Below are 18,328 nucleotides of genomic sequence, written 5' to 3'. Positions count from 1 at the left end.
ATCGCAGCCGCGAGGGCTACTTGCTTACGTCCTCGCCGAAGTACTTTTCGGAAAGCTTCGTCAGGGTGCCGTCTTCGCCGAGTTCAACGAGTGCGTCGTTGATGGCGTCTGCGAGGTCGTCGCTGCCCTTCTTGAGGGCGAAAGCGCTGCGCGAGGCCTCGTCGGTTTCGGCTACAACCTTGATGGCGGCGTCCGGGTGCTCTCCGATGTAGTCGATGTAGGTGAGCTTGTCGTTGACAGTCGCGTCGATGCGGCCCTGCTCGAGCAGCTCAACAGCCTGCGCCCAACCTTCGACGGCTTCGACGTTTGCGCCGGCTTCATCAGCGATGGTGTACCAGTTGCTCGTGAGCGACTGGGCAGTGGTCTTGCCGTTGAGGTCAGCGACCGAGGCGATGTCAGTGTTGTCCTTACCGACGATAACGACGCCGGGCGAAACGGTGTAGGGCTCGGTGAGTGTGTACTGTTCTTCACGCTCGGGGCTGATCGACACCTGGTTGGCGATGATGTCGAACCGGCCGGCTTCGAGTCCGGCAAAGATGCCGTCGAACTGGGTCTCTTCGAAACTCACGTCGAGTCCGAGCTTGTCGGCGACAGCAGTCACGACCTCCACGTCGTACCCGGTGAGTTCGCCTGCTCCACCCTCGTGGTAGCTGTATGGCTTGTACGTGCCCTCGGTTCCGACAACGAGCTTCCCAGCTTCGGTCACGCGCTCGAGTGCGCTTCCGCTCGATTCCTTCTCAGCTCCTCCGCCTCCTGCGTCGACCGAGCAAGCCGAGAGGGCGACGGCGAGGCCGGCGGCGACGGTTGCGGCGAGCACCTTTGTGAGGCGGCGTGAATTCATGCTGAAGGGTTCCTTTCGAGAGCGCGGAAGCAGCTGATCGATCGGATCCAGCGGATGCTCCGCCTTACGACCCTAGATTGCCCCCGCTCGCACGCGAACTCGCGTGACGTGCTGTTACGAGGGGTGCAACGCGGAGTGGCCCAAAAATATGCCCGCCTCCACCATCGATGTCTGAAATGACGTGTGTCGACGGTGGAGGCGGACGGTGCGCGACGGAGCTAATGCCTAATTGAGGAGCGTGTATACGTACCCGGCCACCTGGGTGGTGTACTGGCCAGGCTTGTCATCCATGGGCTTCATCGTGATCGACGTGGCCATGAACAGCCGTGTTCCGTGCTGCAGGCCATCGATGAAAGCCCGCGCTCCGGCACGGTCGCCTTCAACCGTGACGTCCACCGGAATCGCGACGAAGTTCTCTGACGTGATACGCGGGTCCGTGATTGTCGGGGGTGCCAAAGGTGCGGCCGGCGCTTCCGGAGCCTCGACGGCCTCATCCGCCTCACCCTCGGTGGACGCAGCCTCAGCATCACCCTCAACGGGTTCCTCGACCACCACGACCGAGGTAGCTGGCGCCGTGTACGGGATCGCTTCAGAAACGGTCAGGTCCGTCACCTTCGTGGCGCTGCCCGCTGCCAGGCTGTCGAGTTGACTCAGGAAGCCGGGAAGTTGCCCGTCAGCCGGGATCGAGCTGCGCAAACCCGCAAGTTCGACCTTAAGTTCGTCGATCGACTCGAAGTCCTTTTTGAGCTTGGCGATAACAACCTCGGTGGCCTGGTTTTGAGCTTCGACCGCGACACGCTGCTCGTCGGTCGTTGCCTTCGCCTGAAGCAGAGGATCGATCCCAGTGAACCACCCGAGGGCGAGCACTCCAATCATCACGATCGCGGAGCCGAGAACCCAGATCTTTGTCTTGTCCATGATCAGTCGTTCTCCTTTGTAGCTGCTTCGGAACCGTTCGTGGTCTCCTCAGCGGCGTCCTTCTCTTGGTTTGCGAGCTTTTCCTCTTCGGGAACGAATCTCTCAGACCAGGCCCTCTCATCGATGTGCATGGTGACCTTCGTTTCGTACAGCTGTTCCTCTTCGTTGAATTTGATCGAGTCCGGGTTTGCGTCTGCAAAGCCGGGGAGGCCGCTCAGCGCGACGAGCCAGGCATCGGTGTCGGGCAGTGCGGTAGTGAAAGCACCAAAGGTGAGCGTCGCGACGCGCAGACCCTGAAGCGGCGCCTCTGCCTGGGCGTAGTCCGTCAAAGGCGATGCGGCGTCGACAGTCACCTCTTCGAGCGTGACGTTGGCTGGCAAGCTCGCTTCGATAGATTCGACATAGGCTTTCCAGTCGACCTCGGTGGCTGCGCCAACCCGCTGGCCGGCTCTGACGTTTCCGAGCTCGTCCTGAACGACGCGCACTTCGCTGTAGAGCTGTTGCTCAGCGAGAAGTTCGGTCGTGCGCTCTTGAGCCGCTATGAGCTGCATCGCAGAGGTTAGTGAGAGGAAGTAGCTGGTGCCGGTTCCAACGATCACCAGAATAATCACCCCGAACACGCCAAGGATCATCTTCCGGCGGAGCTGGCGCCCCTTGTGCTCCTTGTGAATCTCCAGAGGGAGCAGGTCAGCACGAGGAGTCCCGCCGACGACTAGTGTTTCTGCTGCTTTGCTCATGCTGCGCTCCCAAGGGCGAGACCCAAGGCCACCAGAATGGCGGATTGGTTTTGACGGAGTTCTTCGATTTGCAAGGTTTTTGAGATCGTCAATCCTGCAAAGGGGTCGACGGGAGCGACGGGCGTACGGGTCAATTCCGCCAGAGCGTCTGGCAGTCCGTCCAGCTGAGCGCCACCGCCGGTCAAGAGGATGCGCGCGACGGGGGATTCCGGTCGCGACTGTGCGAAGTAGTCGAGGGTGTTCCGTGAGCTTCCGAGGAGTTCACTCGTTACTTCGTTGATGATCTCCATCGGTCGCTGGAATTTTGGGTCCGAGACGCGAGTCTTCAGGCCGACGCTGCGCTTGAGGCTCTCGGCATGCGCTGTCTCGATCTCGAGCCTCTGTGCGAGGGCGGTTGTGACGTCGTCACCGCCTGCCGGAATGATTCGGAGAAATTGCGGTACGCCGTTGGTCGCGATTACGACAGTCGTAGCGCTCGCACCGATGTCGATGATCGCGACGGTCCCGGCCGCATGCCTCTCGCGAAGCAGGACTCGAGAGAGAGCGAAGGGGATGAGGTCCACGCCGGTCGTCGTCAGTCCGGACTTCTCGACGGCGCGCACGTTGCCGAGCACCGCGTCCTTGATCGCGGCGATAAGCAAACCGTGAACCATCGGTCCCGCGTCGGTTGTCTCTTCCGAAACCGGGTAGAAATCGAGAATGGCTTCGTTCACGGGCACCGGAAGAAACTCCTGCACCTGATATGGCAGGGTTTCCCGGATGCGCGTCTGCGACATCTTTGGGACCGTGAGGTCACGAGCCAGCACGCGCTGGTTCCCCATACCGAGAACGACATTCTTCGAGCTGAAGCCACCGGTGGACCAGAGTTGTTTCAGCACAGAGGAAACAGTGTTCGCCTCGATTACTTCTCCGCGGTTAACGGCACCAGCCGGCAACGGGAGCTCCGCGTACCGCATAAGCGTCGGCTTCGCCTTGTCCGGGTCTCGAAGTTCGACCGCTCGGATCGCGACACTACCGATGTCGATACCCACAACGCTTGTTGACATGATTCTCCTTGCTTTCCCGTACCTAGGCCGCACCGAGCAGCGCGAGGTAGGAAGTCCATAGTGTGTTGCCGGCGAAGATGCCGGTCCAGGCGCCCGCGAGCATCCAGGGCCCGAAAGGAATTCCGCTCTTACGCCCCGCCTTTTTGAGGAGCACGAGCGCGATGGCATAGATACCGCCAAAGAGGAAGGCCGCGAACGCGCCGACGGCCAGCGCACCCCAGCCAATGAATCCGAGATAGAGGCCGAGGACGCCAGCGAGTTTGACGTCGCCGAAGCCCATGCCGCCCGGGTACAGCATTGCCATTAGGAAATAGGCGAGCCACATGACCGCCATCCCAACGCCCGCGCGCACCAACGCTTCAGTGTCGCCGGACAGGACCCCTGCGACAGCCAACAGCACTCCCCCGACCACATAGCTCGGTAGGACTATCGCGTTTGGAAGCTTGTGAGTGTCGAGGTCAATGAGGGCAAGGGCGACGCTGACGCCGGCGAGCCATAGGAAAGCTACGAGAGCCAGAATCCCGGCCACCACCTCGTTAGTCGCGAGAGGCATCTGCGGAAGGGTCTGCCACAGCCAGAAAGCTACAAGAGCGAAGAACACTCCGACTCCCGCTTCGACCAGCGGGTAGCGCGACGAGATCGGTTCGCGGCAATCGCGACACTTGCCCCCGAGCGCGATCCAGGAAAGAACAGGCACGTTATCGAATGCCTTGATTTCAGAATCACAGCCGGGGCAGGCGCTCGGCGGAGAAACGACGGACATTCCGTTGGGCAGTCGGTATACGACGACATTAAGGAAGGAACCGATCAGGAGTCCCAGGACACCGACGAAAGCGACGCCGATTCCCAGTTCCACGCTCAGTTGGGGAAACGTCATCGACAGTCCCCTGCGGCCTTCACGGCGCATGAGCCATCCGCGTTGAACGCGTCACCGACGTCGGCGAGGGAGGTAACGCCATATGTTGTCGCCGCGGGAGCGAGGAACTTCGGCGGTGCTGTCTCCTTCATCCGCTCGTCGTAGTCGTAACGCTTGGTATAGCCGCCTCCCTGGGAGATGATCCCGCGATATTTTTGCGCGATCGCACCGAGAATTCGCAACTCACCTCGTGCCGGTGACGTCGTTACGTTCTGAACGAGGAAGGTGTTCTCGACCGAGAGAATCGCGGCGTGTATCGTGCGGTTCTTCGTGGTATCCATTAGGGCACCCTCGGTGTCTTTCGGGTTCCAGACCCAGACAGCTTTTCCTCCAACGAGACCCAGCATGTCGAGGCTCGTGTCCGCATAGGTGATGTCTCCTGTCGCGTAGACGAAGTTGCCCGCTGCAACGGTGACCCTGCCCTTGAGCGTGCCTTGAACGAAAACGTCTCCGCTGCGGCAACCATATGAGGATGACGAGGGTGCTGCTTCAGAAATGGTCTTTGCTGGGGTACCCGGCCACCCCCACCCTCCGGGAACAGCTGGCTTGACGCGACTCGACGGGAAACCGATTCCGTTGCCCTCGGTCGTCCCGTCCGTGCCTTTGCACGTGAGGTTGTGTGGTCGCGCGTCTGCTGCCCAGTAGTTCGGGTCGCCAACCGTGCCAGGCACGCCCTGAACGTAGATCAGGTTATTGTCGGGGACATTTACGGTTTGACCACCCACCGCACCGAGACCGGTCTGTCCACCCACGACGGACGGGGTGCCGCAGTTCGGAACTGTGACCCCAGGAGAGATGGTTCCGGTTCCGCCGTGCACGTTCTTCGTCCAGGGTGAGTAGACCGTCATCTTCCCGTTGGCCAGGAATGTGATGCGAGTCGGCCCGGTGTAAAGGCAACCCGGTCGAGGAACGTCATCCGGGATGTCGGCCTGTGTCTCGCGCAGCATCGAAAGGTTAGAGACCGGCATGGGCACGTTGCTGTCGTAGCTGGGCGCACCACCGTCAAATTTTTGCTGGGTGCAGCTGCCGGCCGAGCCACCCGCCGCGTTCTTTGCATAACGCGGGGAATAGAAGGGAGCATTCGGGTCAGCCGACGTGACCTTACCGGTGAAGGTTGCCTTACAGATATGTACGGTGTCGTTCGAGTGGGCAGGTCCGTCGACCTTGTCATCGCCGTCGAACGTGATGCCCGTGCACCCCAGCCTGTTTGGATCCGGCTCCCACTCGTGCTTGAAGTCCTTGCAGGTGGGGTTTCCGTCTGCGTCCACGCGAAGCGAGGGATCCTGAATTTCGAAGTCGGTGAAGTAGAGGAAGTCGATGAAACCACGAGCTTTCAGATCTGCGACGACGCTTCGCGTCTCCTTGCCCACTTTTCCGGTTGATCGAATACGCAGAACACCCGATTCTCCGAGCTGAGAGTTGTCCACTTCATATCTGAACTTCGCCGGGCTGTCCGTGTCACCGACGGACGCCCAACTCCCGGCCGCGCCCACCCCAAAAGCAGGGTTGACGTCTGCCCCGATGGGAAGGTCGACGACACTGCCTGTCGCCTGAGTAAACGCAGACTCACCGTTCCCATACTTGCTGTAGGTGCTGTCGGCGAGTAGACGGCTCTTGTACTCGTCGACGCCAGCGTACGCCGCCGCGAGGGCTCCGCTGGCGTCCTGATCCTGGCGGCTCTTCTTCATCCCGCTTGTCGAGAACGACATAGCCGTGACCACCATGATTGTCAGCAACATTCCGATGCCGAGTACCATCACCAGCGCGTATCCGCTGTCTCGGTCGGACCCATGGAGCAATTTGGAAATTCTGTTCATCAGGGTGTTTCCGTCTCTGAGAAGCCCAAGTTCGGCATGCCAACAGTATTTTTCAGGATGACCGGAGTCCCGCTGGCCCTCGCGTCCCCGTGCACGGTGACTTCCACCGTCACACTGGCGATCAACCCGAGTTGGGCCGCGGTCGGAGCGGGCACGGCGTCGCCGGCGGCCGTGTTGTATGTAAAGACGTTTCCGTTCGTCAGAGCGCCAGGAAAGGTCCTCGAGGAGATGAGGGTGGGAGCGGTGAAGTCCCAGAAGCCGTTTGCCGCGGCGGCTGGAGCCCATCGCTTTTCTACCAGCTGCAACGAGGTGGGGTCGCGCGTGAACTCGATTCGCACCGGTCGGGGATCCACGGCGTCGGAATCGGCGAGCGAATACATCACCAGCTCTGTCGGGGTGGCGGTGATGAGCGCAGGAGCGTTTGGAGCCCCGGACACACGGACGGTAGTCCCCGAGCGGATTGCCTTACTGACCGCGTTCATCACGTTGGAGGCCGTACCGGTGTCGTTGTGAATCGCGCTGGCCATCGACACAGTTTGTGTGGCGCTTAGAAAGAGCCCGATCACGATGGTGCTGGCCACTCCGAGCAGGACCATGGCGACGAGGAGCTCCACCAGGCTGATGCCCGATTCTTTCGCCCGTCTCAGCTTTCTGAATGCCTGGATGATCCTTTGCATCAGAGCACGTCCCGAGGGTCAAGCGTCACAATCCCACCGAGCGAAACTGAACCTCGAGTCTTCGGGGTCAGACCCACAAGGAATTCAGGAGAAGCCGCCGAGTCGCCCTTATAAAGTTGCCAGGATCCAAACGGAAGCGCCGCGAGAATTGTGCTGTTGCCATTCGTCACCGTAAAGGTGTACGTCATTGTGAGTGCCGCGCATCCCGGATCGGCGGTGCCAGCCGGGCCTGCGCTCTGAGACACGGCGGTGATGGTTCGGATCCCGCTTTCCTTAGCGATCGACACGACCCCCATCGGCACAGAGAGTTTTGCTCCGGTGCCTGGCGCGGCGGATTCGAGTGGCGCGCTTTCCAGCGTTTCGGCCCCGACAACGGTCGTGGGCCATTCGGCTGGGTTGGTCGACCGGCAACCTGCGGTGCCGTCATTGGCTTCCACATAGCGACCCGCGACGGCTTTGTAGGGCTCCGCAAACGGGTACAGATTGTGAGTCAGAGTTTTCGAATTGCCACCATCGACACTGTAGATCGGATCGCTTTCGTGCATGAAGCTCGTCGTTAGGTTGTCAGGGAGCACGACTGCCGGGTCGGTGTAGTTGCTCGCATACGTGACCTCGAGGGGCTGTTGCGGGGCGGCTCGGAAGAAGGCCGCGCCGGACTCGCCCTCCTGCACCGTGACGGTCTGTGTCGGGGGCTTTTTCTGCTCCGCGTCGACAAAGTTGGGGGTCGTGACGGTCACTTTGTATGTGCCGGGAGTGACCTTGGGGATGTAGCTACATCCCTGCGCGTCGGTAGGAGTGGGGGCCGGGGTGACGGCTGGGTCTGTTTCGATGGTGACCCCCGGAGTGCCGCCGCCAGACGGGTTCTCGACGTAGACGAGAATGGTGCTTTGCTGGGGACCGCTTACCCGGGCCCCTGGCGCGATCAACGTGTCGGCGTAAACGGGTCGCGCTCGGTTGCGCATACCGTCCCACGTGACTGTAACGCTCACGAGTTTGTACTGCAGGTCTCGCGCTGTTGTTCCCGCGACTCCGCCGCACACAGAATCTGCGTCTGGATCCGTAACCCACTGGGCGGATCGCGTGACCGTGAAATTCTGGCCCCCGATCGGATCGGGGGTGTATGTCTCGTCAAGCAGGGTGAAGAGGTTGTCGGTGGATCGCACAGAATCGATCTCCTGCGAGGCCAGGTTCGTCGCGATCTCACGTGCTTTCGAATCCCGCACCTGAATGGTGACGGCCAGAAGCGAGTGAACGATGCCGACGGAGACGAGGGCGAAGATCATCATCGCTACGAGAACTTCAATGAGCCCGACGCCGCGGGACGGATCTTCCATCACTCGGTTGATTCTTGACTTCAACATCGTTGCGTCACCTCGGTTCTCGTGTCGTGCTCTGGTCTGGACCTGCGAACGGGGCGCTGCTCTCGCACCGCCCCGTTCACTTTCACCAAGCGCTAATGGCTACGGAGCCACGCCACAGGCACGAGCGACGGGTGAGGAGCTCTCAGTGACGCTCCACGTCTTGCCATTTGTCGCGGTGCCCTGGATGCAGAATGTTGGTTTTGCCGGCGTTCCCGCGGCGGTAAACACAGGCTGCGTCGTGTAGTTGCCCGCGTCGACCTTCACCGTTGCCGTGAGGGCTGCAATGTTCGCCGGAAGCGCCTGCGTGGGAGAGTCCGTCTGGAACGCGATCGCTGCCGTCTTGAGGTTGGTGAGGTCGGCCTTTACAGCGCTGTCCTTCGCGTTGCTCTGCACACCCAGGTAGACCGGGATGGCGATCGCGGCGAGGACACCGATGATGATGACGACGACGAGGAGCTCGATCAGGGTGAAGCCCTTTTCCTTCTCCTGGATGGCCTTGTAACGAGCCGCGAGTGCGGCGGTGATGCGAGAAACCATGAGGCTTTCCTTCTGATTGGGGGGGGTATTTGGTGGGGCTTGGGCTCGCCTGAAAGGCCTGCCGGATAGAACTATAGGGGTGCAAATTGCTAAAGGAAGACACGCATACGGGGGTGAAATGAGCATTCTGCGCCCCCAGAGTAGGGGCTATTGTGCACTTAGCTGAGGCAAGCTCACGTTATTGCATCACTGTGGCGATGTTAAAGATCGGGAGGTAGAGGGCGACGATCATGCCGCCGACCACGATGCCGAGGAAGGCGATGAGCAGCGGCTCAATGAGGGAGGTGAGCTGATCTGTCATCGTCTTGACTTCCTGGTCATAGAAGTCGGCGATCTTGTCCAACATCTGCTGCAGCGCACCCGAGTCCTCACCCACGGCCACCATCTGGACCACCATGGGTGGGAACACGGACTCGTCTGCCAGAGGCGCCGCAATCGACTTTCCTTGCCGCACAGAGTCAGCGACGCCTTTGAGCGATCGTTCAATCACATAGTTGCCCGAAGTTTCGCCGACTATTTGGAGCGCCTGCAGAATAGGCACACCTGCGCCGATCATGTCCGCGAAGTTGCGCGAGAACCGCGCGACCGCAAGTTTTGTCATGAGACCACCGAAGACCGGGATCTTCAACTTCACCGGGTCCACCACTTTACGAACGGCTTCGGTGTGCTTGTTCTTCTTCCACCAGATCGAGAAGACGATCGACCCGACCAGCACCAGCGGCCCAAACCAGATCATCTGTTCAGACATCGTGACAAGTAACTGAGTTGGGAGGGGCAGACTCCCGCCCATACCCTCGAACATTTCCTTGAACACCGGAACGATGAAGATGAGCATGCCGGCGACGGCAATCACCACCATGCCGACCACAACGACCGGGTAGGTCATGGCACTCTTGATGGTGTTCTTGAGCTCGGCTTCTTTTTCGAAGTTTGTGGCGACAGTTTCGAGCGCTTTATCGAGGAATCCGCCGGTCTCTCCCGCTTTGACCATGTTGATCATGATCGGTGGAAAGTCCCGGTCGTGCTTGCGCATCGCGTCGGAGAGCGACACGCCAGTCTCGACATCGTCGCGTACCGTACCGAGGATCCTTGCCAACGGCTTGGACTCCGTCTGCTCAGAGAGGATCGACAGGGTCCGCATGAGCGACAGTCCCGCGCTCGTCATTGTGGCCATCTGCCTGCTCATGACCGCGAGGTCCTTGAGCCCAACACCCTTTGAGAGACCAGGAATGGTGATCTCTCGGCTCAGACCCGTGCCATCAGGGGCAGCGTCGATCGAGACAGGTGACAGGCCCATCGTGCGCAGGCGAGCCGCGACGGCCGCCTCACTCGTGGCGTCCAACGTACCCTTGACGATCTTGCCCGCCGCGTCGCGGCCCTTGTACGCGAAGCCGACTGAAGCGGCCATCTATCGGTCTACTTTCACTGAGTACGAATCTCCAAAGTCAATTCCGGACGCCTGCATGGCACGCGCGGCCTGCTCGGTCGGCGACTGGACACCATTCACCATCCGTCGGAAACCCTCGGGATCGTGCGCCTTAGCCTCGGCGGCCTGCTGAGTCACTCGTCCGCTGTTCACGAGCTCAGCAAGGTGCTGGTCCATCGTGTGCATTCCGAGTTCCTTACCCGCCTGCATGGCCGAGAGGATCTGGTACGTTTTGCCCTCACGAATGAGGTTGGACAGCGCTGGAGTGATAACCATGACCTCCGTTGCCACGACTCGGCCCGAGCCGCTTGCCTTCGGCACCAGCGTCTGGCTGACGACTCCCTGTAACGTTCCGGCCAGTTGCGTGCGCACCTGGTCTTGCTGGTGGGACGGGAACACGTCGATCACACGGTCGATCGTCTGGGCGGCGTCCTGCGTGTGCAGGGTCGCGAAAACGAGGTGACCTGTCTCAGCAGCGGTGAGGGCGACGGAAATCGTCTCGAGGTCGCGGAGCTCACCGATGAGGATGACATCGGGGTCCTGGCGCAGCACGTGCTTGAGTGCGTTCGCGAAGCTGTGCGTGTCAGCGCCGACCTCACGCTGGTTCACGATCGACTTCTGGTTCTTGTGCATGAACTCGATCGGGTCCTCGACCGTCACGATGTGGTCGGCACGGGTGCGGTTGACGAGGTCGATCAGGCCAGCCAGCGTTGTCGACTTACCGGAACCTGTTGGGCCGGTGACGAGGACAAGTCCACGAGGCAGCGCCGCGAAACGAGTGACCGACTCAGGTACACCCAGGTCTACAAGCCGCTTGATCTCCGTCGGGATCAGACGGAATGCCGCACCGATCGCACCGCGCTGCATGTAATAGTTCACACGGAAACGGCTCTCTTCCGTAAGCGTGTGAGCGAAGTCGAGCTCGAGGTTCTCCTCGAACATCGCCAGCTGACGCTCATCGGCGATCGCCCGGAGTTCGGCATTGATCGTTTCGCGCGACCAGGGCAGCGCTCCTTCAATGGCGACGAGTCCACCGTTCACGCGGATCATCGGCGGCGCGTCCGCCGTCACGTGGAGGTCCGACGCGTTGAGGCTCACGACGATATGAAGAGCTTCGGCCAAGGTCACGTCCCGCATCGCGATGTGCTCGGGCTGCGAGGGGCCGAAACGCGAGGTGTACGGGCGCGCATCCGACTGCGGGTCTGTGTCGAGCAGGGTCGTCGGCTCATCCGACATCGCGAGACTCGGCGCGGTGCTGGTGTAATCGTCGCGGAACGTTTCCGCGAACGGCAAAGCTTCTGCGAGCGGCATAGCTTCGGTCGGCGCCTCGGCTCGATACGACTCCGGCAACGCGGGCTCGGTGAACCGACTCCGCCTGGAGACCGGCTCGGCGATGTCGAAGCTGGCTGTTGGCGCCTCATCTGCGCTTGACTCCTGCTCAGACTCGGCCGCTACAGCTGACAAGTCCTCCTCCGGGGTCGCCGCTGCGGCCTCTGCCCGGCTGCGACGGCGGATGCCTGGCGTCCAACCGTCGACGTTCGTTCCTGGCGACAGGACCGGGATTTCATAAATTGGGTCGCTCAAGCGTCACTCCCTCTGTGTGCTTTTTGCTGGGCGCAGTCGTGTACTGCGAGTAGAAAAATCTGAACAACGGATGTCACTAGACGACAACCCGCAGGATCTCTTCGAGCGAGGTCAGCCCCATGGTCGCCTTCGTGAAGCCGTCTTCGCGAAGGGTCAACATCCCCTGCTCTCGGGCGACGCGGCCGATCTCCGCGCTGGACTTGCGGGCAACGGCGAGGCGCTCAATTTCTTCGGTAACCGTCATGACCTCATGAAGCGCCAGTCGTCCGCGGTACCCCGTGTTGGAACACTGCTGGCAGCCGACAGGCTTGAAGAGTCCTGGCATCCGTCGACTGATCTCGACCTGCGGGAAGCGCAGCCTCGCGAGGTCCTCGGACGAGTAGTCCGCTGGTTCCTTACAACGGTCGCAGAGCTTGCGGGCGAGTCGCTGGGCAACAACACAGTCGAGTGCGGACCCGACGAGGAACGGTTCGATGTCCATCTCGGTCAAGCGGACGACCGCACTCGGCGCGTCGTTGGTGTGCAGCGTCGACAGCACGAGGTGGCCGGTGAGCGACGCTTCGATGGCGATCTGCGCGGTCTCGTGGTCTCGGATCTCACCGAGGAGCACAACGTCGGGGTCGGACCGAAGGATCGAGCGCAGCGCACTCGCAAAGGTGAGGCCGGCTTTCGGGTTCACCTGGACCTGGTTGATGCCCTTCATGCGGTACTCGACCGGGTCTTCAACAGTGATCACGTTGATCTCTGGCCGGGCAACCGAGTTGAGCGTCGTGTAGAGCGTCGTCGACTTTCCGGATCCTGTCGGACCGGTGACGAGGATCATGCCGTACGGCTTTGTGTAGGAAGCCTTGTACGCCTCAAAGTTGCGCTCGAGCAGCTGCAGGTCGCGCAGGTCAAGGCTCGTGTTTGAGTTGTCGAGAATACGCATGACAACCTTTTCGCCCCACACCGTTGGGAGGGTGGCGACACGGAGGTCGATCTTACGTCCGCCGTGCATGACGGACATGCGGCCGTCTTGCGGTTTGCGGCGTTCGGCGATGTCGATCTCGCTCATGATCTTGAGCCGGGAGATGACACCGTTCTGAATGCTCTTGGGCGCGCTCTGCATTTCGTGCAGCACGCCGTCGATGCGGTACCGCACCCGGAGCTCGTACTCCCCCGGTTCGATGTGGATATCCGACGCGTTGTCCTGAATGGCCTGCGACACGAGCAGGTTGACGAAGCGCACGATCGGCGCTTCATCGTCGTGGGCGTCGCCGATCGCGAGGTCAGACTCCTGCGGTGCCGATTCTTCCTCGAGCGTGGTGGTGAGGTCGCTGAGCTCACCATCGGCGCGAAGGTATCTGTCGATGGCGGCGTGAAGATCCGCTTCCTCAGCGAGGACCGCCTCCACCTGCAGGTGTGTCGACGCACGCACATCGTCGATCGCGAAGACGTCGCCCGGGTCGACCATGGCGAGCTTGAGCACCTTGTCGTCGAGCCCGATCGGCAGCACGTCGTGGCGCCGGCAGAGAGCAGAGGGTACGAGGGTGACCGCCGTGCGATCGACCGGGTACTCGAGAAGCTCAACGAACTCGATGCCTGCCTGCACGGCACGCGCTCGCGTCATTTGAACTGGTGTTACCAAACCCTGGGTGAGGAGGCCGGAAAGTGTCGCCTCGTCATCGCCTTGGTTGCGTGAAACTCTTTCGAGTTGGTCGAACGGGAGGATCCCCTGGAGGATCAAAGTCTCCATGATGGACGCCATCTCGATCACCTCCGGGGAATAGGCAGCCTTGCAAAACTAACTTCGAACGTTCGGCTGGCACAGTCCCCCATTGGGGATTTCAACACCCCCGTTCGGGAACCCAATAGCTTGTGCCAGCCGGGCTCCCGCAGCGAATACCGTCTTTCAGACGGCGTGATTGTGCCGGTCGGATTCGCGTGATGTGTTCACGCAACCCGACCGGCACAGTCCTCCCGGTACACGGTGCTGAGCCGTGTGCCAGGAGTGTTCTGTTATTTACCGAAGTCGAGGCTGTACAGCGTCTTGATGCTGCTGGCCTTCAACGTGGCGAGTGCAGGGTTGGTGGCCTGAGTCAGGCCCTTCCAGATCTGGTTCGACCCTGTGGTCTTGCCGTACATTCCTGCGATCTGTTGGTGAACGTGGAAGTCAAGGTAGTTCCACGTTGCGGCCTTGATGTGGCCATCAGCCTCGGCGATCCAGACCTGCGATGCCGTAGTCACGGAACATGCCGACACCGAAACGGGTGTGCCTGGTGTGAGGCACAGGTCCGGGCGCTCCTCGTTGTGGATTGCTCCCCGAGCATCCATGAACCACCGCTGATTCGGTGTGTCAGCGCAGAGTGCCTTGTCGCCAGGCACTGTAACGCCGAGATTCTCCCCGAGCACGAGGCAGTGTCCGCCGTTCACGAGCACGCGACCGCCCTGCGGAAGCACCTTGGTTGGGCTCTCGACCAGGCCGAGCGATGTCATGAGCTTCGCGAGCTCGGCAGTGGTGTCTGCGTCCTTCGCTTCGAGCTCTTTCTTATTGAGCTCGATGAACGCATCGACCGATGCCGATGCAGCTGTCTGAGCCTGCACCTTGGCGGCGACCGCCTGGGCCTCCGGGCTCAGTCCGCTGAGGTCGTCTTTCCAGCTCTCGAGGAGAACCATTCCGTTGGTGTCGAGCACCGGAACCGGCTTGTTCGCGACAGCCTTCAGCTTCGCCTCGAGCTCAGGCAGTTCAACAGCGCGCAACGCTTCGTAGCCGGCGTCCTGACCGATGACAACCGCGGGCCGCAGGGGCTCCAGGTTGGTCGCGATCTCGATGGAGTTGCCGAGCTTCGTTGTCTCGCCGTTTGCCCGGCAGGAGATCGATGCACCCGTCGGACGGTCCGAGTGAGCGACGTTGATGTTGAACTGTTTGACACCGTCGTTAGCGAGCAGGGTGTTCTTCTGAACACGGCCATCCTCGAAGGTGACTTCCACCCAGCACCGACGCGCGGCATCGGTGGACGTGGTGTCTGCCTGCGGCAGGTCAAACACGTTGCCGTAGTTGCTGCGGAACGCGGGGTAGAGCACTGTCTGCTCCGGCTTCGCCGGGTTGTAGCCCCCGAGCAACGTGAAGACCGGCACGCCGACCTTCGACGGCTTGGGCAGGGCGAACGCGGGGTTCTTGACCTTCGCGTCGACGTACTTGCCCGCCTTGGCATCCCAGTCACGGTAACCGCTCGGGTAGGAGACGTCAGGCACGAGTGTCTTCAGCGAACGCTGGGTGATCTCGGTGCTGTATCCGGTGACGTGGGTGTAGCGGGACAGGCTGCTTGAGCCCCATCCGCCGGACATCGTGTCGCGGTGGAAGTTGTAGATGCCCATGTAGTTCTCGGTGAACCGACCGGCGCTCAGGTCGAGGCCGTTGGGATCGAACCCGGAGTCCGCCACGAGGTTGGAGCGCATCCGGTCGCGGTAGGCGATGTAGCCCCAGCCGCTGTCGGCGTGGTGGCTGGCCCAACGGACCTTGTCGTTGCCCTGCTTCGAGTTGTCGGTTCCCGGGTAGTGCCCGAGACCGTAGGAGTGGCCGAGTTCGTGGCTCAGCTCGTTGCCGACCGAGTCGTACAGGGTCGCCATGCCGTTGCCACCGCTGAGGCCGTGCGAGTGCACGCCATTGGCGTAGCTTCCGGCGGAGTGGTGGATGATTCGCTGGTTGAAGTTTGCCGGCTGCTTCTGATCCATCGGACCACTTGTTGTGCCGAAGTTGGCCAGGTTGATTCCGGTGCTCACCTGGGCCTTGCCGACGTTCTCGCGCATGTCGCCCGAGTACACGTCGCCGTTCACGGCGCTCTTGTCGGTGTAGATCACTCCGGACGAAACGATGACCTTGTCGAGCTTCACCGGCTCATAGATAGCCATGGTCAGCTTCGAGACGGGAATCGTCTGGAAGTAATCGGCCCCGGACTTCTCCGGCTGGTTGAACATGTAGTGTCCGCTGCCCGTGGGGTAGCTGGTCAGCATGCCGAGCTCGATTGAGCTGATGATCAGTTCGGCAGGTGCCGCGAACTCGATCTTGTCGGACCCGAGAACTCCGGTGCCCTCGTTGGTCGTGAACGTCAACTCAAGACCCGGCTGCATCAGGTTCCACGGCAGCTCTGTCGTCCATGCGGTCGACGAGTATGCAACGTCCGGACGGTTGCCCGAGATGTTCATGTCGGAGCGGGGAATCTCAGCGGGAGGCGCGAGCTGGATGACTTTCTCGGCTCCGTTGAGCTTGGCAGTGACTGTCGCGCTCTTGGCCTTGCCCACAGGTGAGAACAGGAGAAGTGCGGCCCTGTTCGTCACGAGAGTCGGCATCTTCAGCTTCGCGTTGCCGCTCGGGTCGACTGTGTGGCTCTGAGCGAACTGGACCTGGCCCTTGATATCGCCGGCGAGGTCATTGCGGAGTTCGCGCTTGTCACCCTTCGAGTCGGTGTCGTAGAAACCCGCGATGTCGAGCGGGAGCACGGCGGGCGTGTTGTCAACCGGCGGCTTCGGCGCCGGAGTCGGCGTCGGGGTTGGCGCTGGCGTCGGCTCGGGCGTCGGTGTGGGGGTCGGCTCTGGCGTGGGCTCGGGTGTCGGTGTCGGCTCTGGAGCAGGGGTCGGCGTTGGAGTCGGGGTGGGCTTCGGCGCCGGGGTCGGCTCGGGAGACGGGGTGGGCTTCGGCGCCGGAGTCGGCTTCGGAGCCGGGGTCGGGGTTGGCTTCGGAGCCGGAGTCGTTGCCTCGGGAGCGGGAGTTGTCGGAGCTGGAGCCGGCGTCGTGGGCTTCGGCGCCGGAGCAGGAGTCGTCGGCGCAGGGGCGGGGGTGTTCGGCTTCGGCGCTGGAGCGGGAGTATTCGGCTTCGGTGCAGGACTCGGAGCCGGCTTCGTCGGGCTCTTCGGCGGTGTGCTCGGCTTGGGCGCGTTGGCATCCGGGGTCGGAACCGGTGCGGTTGTCGGCGGCACAGCGGGCGCGGAGGTTTCGGGTGCTGGCGACACGGGTGTCGTCGGTTCAACGCTCGGTTCCGGTGTCGATTCCACTGGGCTCGGTGCTGGAGCCCCAACTGGTTGGTTGACCGGACTCGTCGGCAACATCATCGAGCAACCGGCAAGTCCGAAAACAAGGACCGTTCCGATTGTCGTGGTTGCGAGTCTGGGAAACAGTGGGCGTTTCTGGCGGGGAGCGTTTCGCTGCATTCGGATTCCTCGTCGGCCCGCGGTGAATCGACGATCTGACAAATAGTCAGGGGCGGGCAGAATTTGATCGTCGCCGTAAGGGTACTGGGATCTACAACCGGGAGTGAGGCTTGTTCAACACCGTTCAATTGCTCCCAGGGCCGGATCACACATGGGTAATTTTCCATTCAAAGCCATAGAACCGCGTAATCATGGGACGTCTGACCTTTATAAAGTCACCGATGCTTCTCCTGCTCCGATCGGTTCGCGATCCGATGCCCCCTAGATTTGGGGGTGATTTTTCAGCGTTTTCGCACGCTCGGCAATCGATTGCCGATCCGCACGACTCCGCCTCCGAGCTCCGAAGCGCCGCCCGAAACTCGGACGATCACCCCCAATTGCTCCGACGTACGCGACGCGTAGCCGGACTTTTTCGAGCTGACTGCCCATGTCAGCACGCACCGGGCATCTGTCCGACTGCTCGAAACGCAACGCCGCTTTGCCGCACGAGGCGTGGCATCCGCTCTGCTCGATCATCACGCCCAGAGGGTGCCGATGATGTCTTCGGTGTAGCCGCTGAAGTCGATTTGAGTCCAGTAAGACGAGATCCAGCCGTTGCCACGGAGGTAGTGGGATTCGCCCGCCGCAGCGAATTCACCGGTGTCGTCGAGAAACTCGATGGTGCAGTGGGTGCCACCGAGTTCGTCAGCGCAGGTGTAGCCGTCGGCGCCGAGCGCTGCGATCGCGGCGTTGCGCTCGGCTTCGGTGACGATGTTCACGGCGGACAGGATGCCGGTCTCGCTGGCCGCTCCCCAGGTGCAGCGAAGGTGAGGCAGGACCGCGCGCAGCCGCTCTACCGACACGGATTTCGTGATTGGCGACTCGGCCACCGTCGGGTCGTTGAGAGGCAACCCATACGACAGGAGCAACTCGAAGTAGGCGGGGCTGAAAGCTTCGTCGCACTCGTCCGGCAGGGCGATCGAGTCAGGGTCGAGCGGTGTCGGCGTTGGCGTTGCCGTTGCAGAAGGCGTCGGGCTCGGGCTCGCCGAGGCGGTCGCCGTCGGGGTGGGAAGCCCCTCCGAGCCGCTCGTGTTGCGCACGCCCCAGAACACGATCAGCGCGATCACCACGGCGGCTACAAGGCCGAGGGACGTCCAGAGGACAATACGGCGGCGGCGCTTTTCGCTCGCCTGGGGCGAGCCCTCTTCGAAGCCCTCACCAGGGCCGTCGCTCGGCACACCGTTTTCGATCGACATGGCGTTCCTTTCGCGCGGCTTTCCCCACAAACTACCGGGAAGCGAC

15 protein-coding genes are annotated in these 18,328 nt (G+C 61.7%); 1 reads left to right on the top strand and 14 read right to left on the bottom strand.

Features of this window, described 5'->3' with window-relative positions; all coding sequences use genetic code 11:
- Positions 1 to 16: 16 nt before the first annotated feature.
- From D9V28_RS00230 to D9V28_RS00170, 13 genes are all read right to left on the bottom strand, one after another.
- Entirely contained in the window at positions 17 to 841 is an 825-nt protein-coding gene (locus D9V28_RS00230) for an amino acid ABC transporter substrate-binding protein (RefSeq protein WP_121657733.1), read from the bottom strand.
- Positions 842 to 1,066: 225 nt separating this feature from the next.
- Complete coding sequence (locus D9V28_RS00225; RefSeq protein WP_121657732.1) at positions 1,067 to 1,759, bottom strand: hypothetical protein; 693 nt, start codon at positions 1,757 to 1,759, stop codon at positions 1,067 to 1,069.
- Positions 1,760 to 1,761: 2 nt separating this feature from the next.
- A complete protein-coding gene (locus D9V28_RS00220; RefSeq protein ID WP_121657731.1) occupies positions 1,762 to 2,496 on the bottom strand; it encodes a hypothetical protein in 735 nt (244 codons plus the stop codon).
- Entirely contained in the window at positions 2,493 to 3,542 is a 1,050-nt protein-coding gene (pilM, locus tag D9V28_RS00215; RefSeq protein WP_121657730.1) for a type IV pilus assembly protein PilM, read from the bottom strand. The genes D9V28_RS00220 and pilM overlap by 4 nt, the downstream gene beginning before the upstream one ends.
- A 22-nt stretch (positions 3,543 to 3,564) precedes the next feature.
- Positions 3,565 to 4,419: a prepilin peptidase gene (locus D9V28_RS00210; protein ID WP_121657729.1), complete on the bottom strand. Its 855-nt coding sequence runs from the start codon at positions 4,417 to 4,419 to the stop codon at positions 3,565 to 3,567.
- The gene (locus tag D9V28_RS00205; protein WP_121657728.1) at positions 4,416 to 6,275 is read right to left on the bottom strand and encodes a hypothetical protein; all 1,860 of its coding nucleotides are present in this window, start codon (positions 6,273 to 6,275) and stop codon (positions 4,416 to 4,418) included. The genes D9V28_RS00210 and D9V28_RS00205 overlap by 4 nt, the downstream gene beginning before the upstream one ends.
- Entirely contained in the window at positions 6,275 to 6,952 is a 678-nt protein-coding gene (locus D9V28_RS00200; RefSeq protein WP_121657727.1) for a pilus assembly FimT family protein, read from the bottom strand. Before D9V28_RS00200 ends, D9V28_RS00205 begins: the two co-directional genes overlap by 1 nt.
- Complete coding sequence (locus D9V28_RS00195; protein WP_121657726.1) at positions 6,952 to 8,313, bottom strand: prepilin-type N-terminal cleavage/methylation domain-containing protein; 1,362 nt, start codon at positions 8,311 to 8,313, stop codon at positions 6,952 to 6,954. Before D9V28_RS00195 ends, D9V28_RS00200 begins: the two co-directional genes overlap by 1 nt.
- A 99-nt stretch (positions 8,314 to 8,412) precedes the next feature.
- Positions 8,413 to 8,850: a type IV pilin protein gene (locus tag D9V28_RS16395; RefSeq protein ID WP_121657725.1), complete on the bottom strand. Its 438-nt coding sequence runs from the start codon at positions 8,848 to 8,850 to the stop codon at positions 8,413 to 8,415.
- A gap of 178 nt (positions 8,851 to 9,028) precedes the next feature.
- On the bottom strand, positions 9,029 to 10,258 hold the full coding sequence (locus D9V28_RS00185; protein ID WP_121657724.1) for a type II secretion system F family protein: 1,230 nt from the start codon (positions 10,256 to 10,258) through the stop codon (positions 9,029 to 9,031).
- Positions 10,259 to 11,860, bottom strand: coding sequence for a type IV pilus twitching motility protein PilT (locus D9V28_RS00180; RefSeq protein ID WP_280524725.1), 1,602 nt, complete (start codon positions 11,858 to 11,860; stop codon positions 10,259 to 10,261). It abuts the gene before it with no gap.
- Positions 11,861 to 11,936: 76 nt separating this feature from the next.
- Entirely contained in the window at positions 11,937 to 13,607 is a 1,671-nt protein-coding gene (locus D9V28_RS00175; protein ID WP_121658815.1) for a GspE/PulE family protein, read from the bottom strand.
- A 251-nt stretch (positions 13,608 to 13,858) separates the two neighbouring features.
- Positions 13,859 to 16,339: a M66 family metalloprotease gene (locus tag D9V28_RS00170; RefSeq protein WP_183086377.1), complete on the bottom strand. Its 2,481-nt coding sequence runs from the start codon at positions 16,337 to 16,339 to the stop codon at positions 13,859 to 13,861.
- On the opposite strand from D9V28_RS00170, the gene D9V28_RS16000 reads away from it, so the two are divergent.
- Positions 16,323 to 17,093 carry a hypothetical protein gene (locus D9V28_RS16000; RefSeq protein ID WP_183086376.1) on the top strand — a complete coding sequence of 257 codons (771 nt, stop codon included), beginning with the start codon at positions 16,323 to 16,325 and terminating at the stop codon, positions 17,091 to 17,093. The two genes, D9V28_RS00170 and D9V28_RS16000, sit on opposite strands and share 17 nt — an antisense overlap.
- Before the next feature lie 469 nt (positions 17,094 to 17,562).
- Here the strand turns inward: D9V28_RS16000 and D9V28_RS00165 are convergent, their stop codons facing one another.
- Positions 17,563 to 18,282 (bottom strand): hypothetical protein, encoded by a 720-nt coding sequence (locus D9V28_RS00165; protein ID WP_121657722.1) that lies wholly within the window; start codon positions 18,280 to 18,282, stop codon positions 17,563 to 17,565.
- Positions 18,283 to 18,328: the final 46 nt, after the last annotated feature.

Origin of the sequence: Mycetocola zhadangensis (assembly GCF_003668565.1) — a bacterium.
Lineage (GTDB): Bacteria > Actinomycetota > Actinomycetes > Actinomycetales > Microbacteriaceae > Mycetocola_A > Mycetocola_A zhadangensis.
This window is presented reverse-complemented; position numbering and strand designations above follow the sequence as displayed.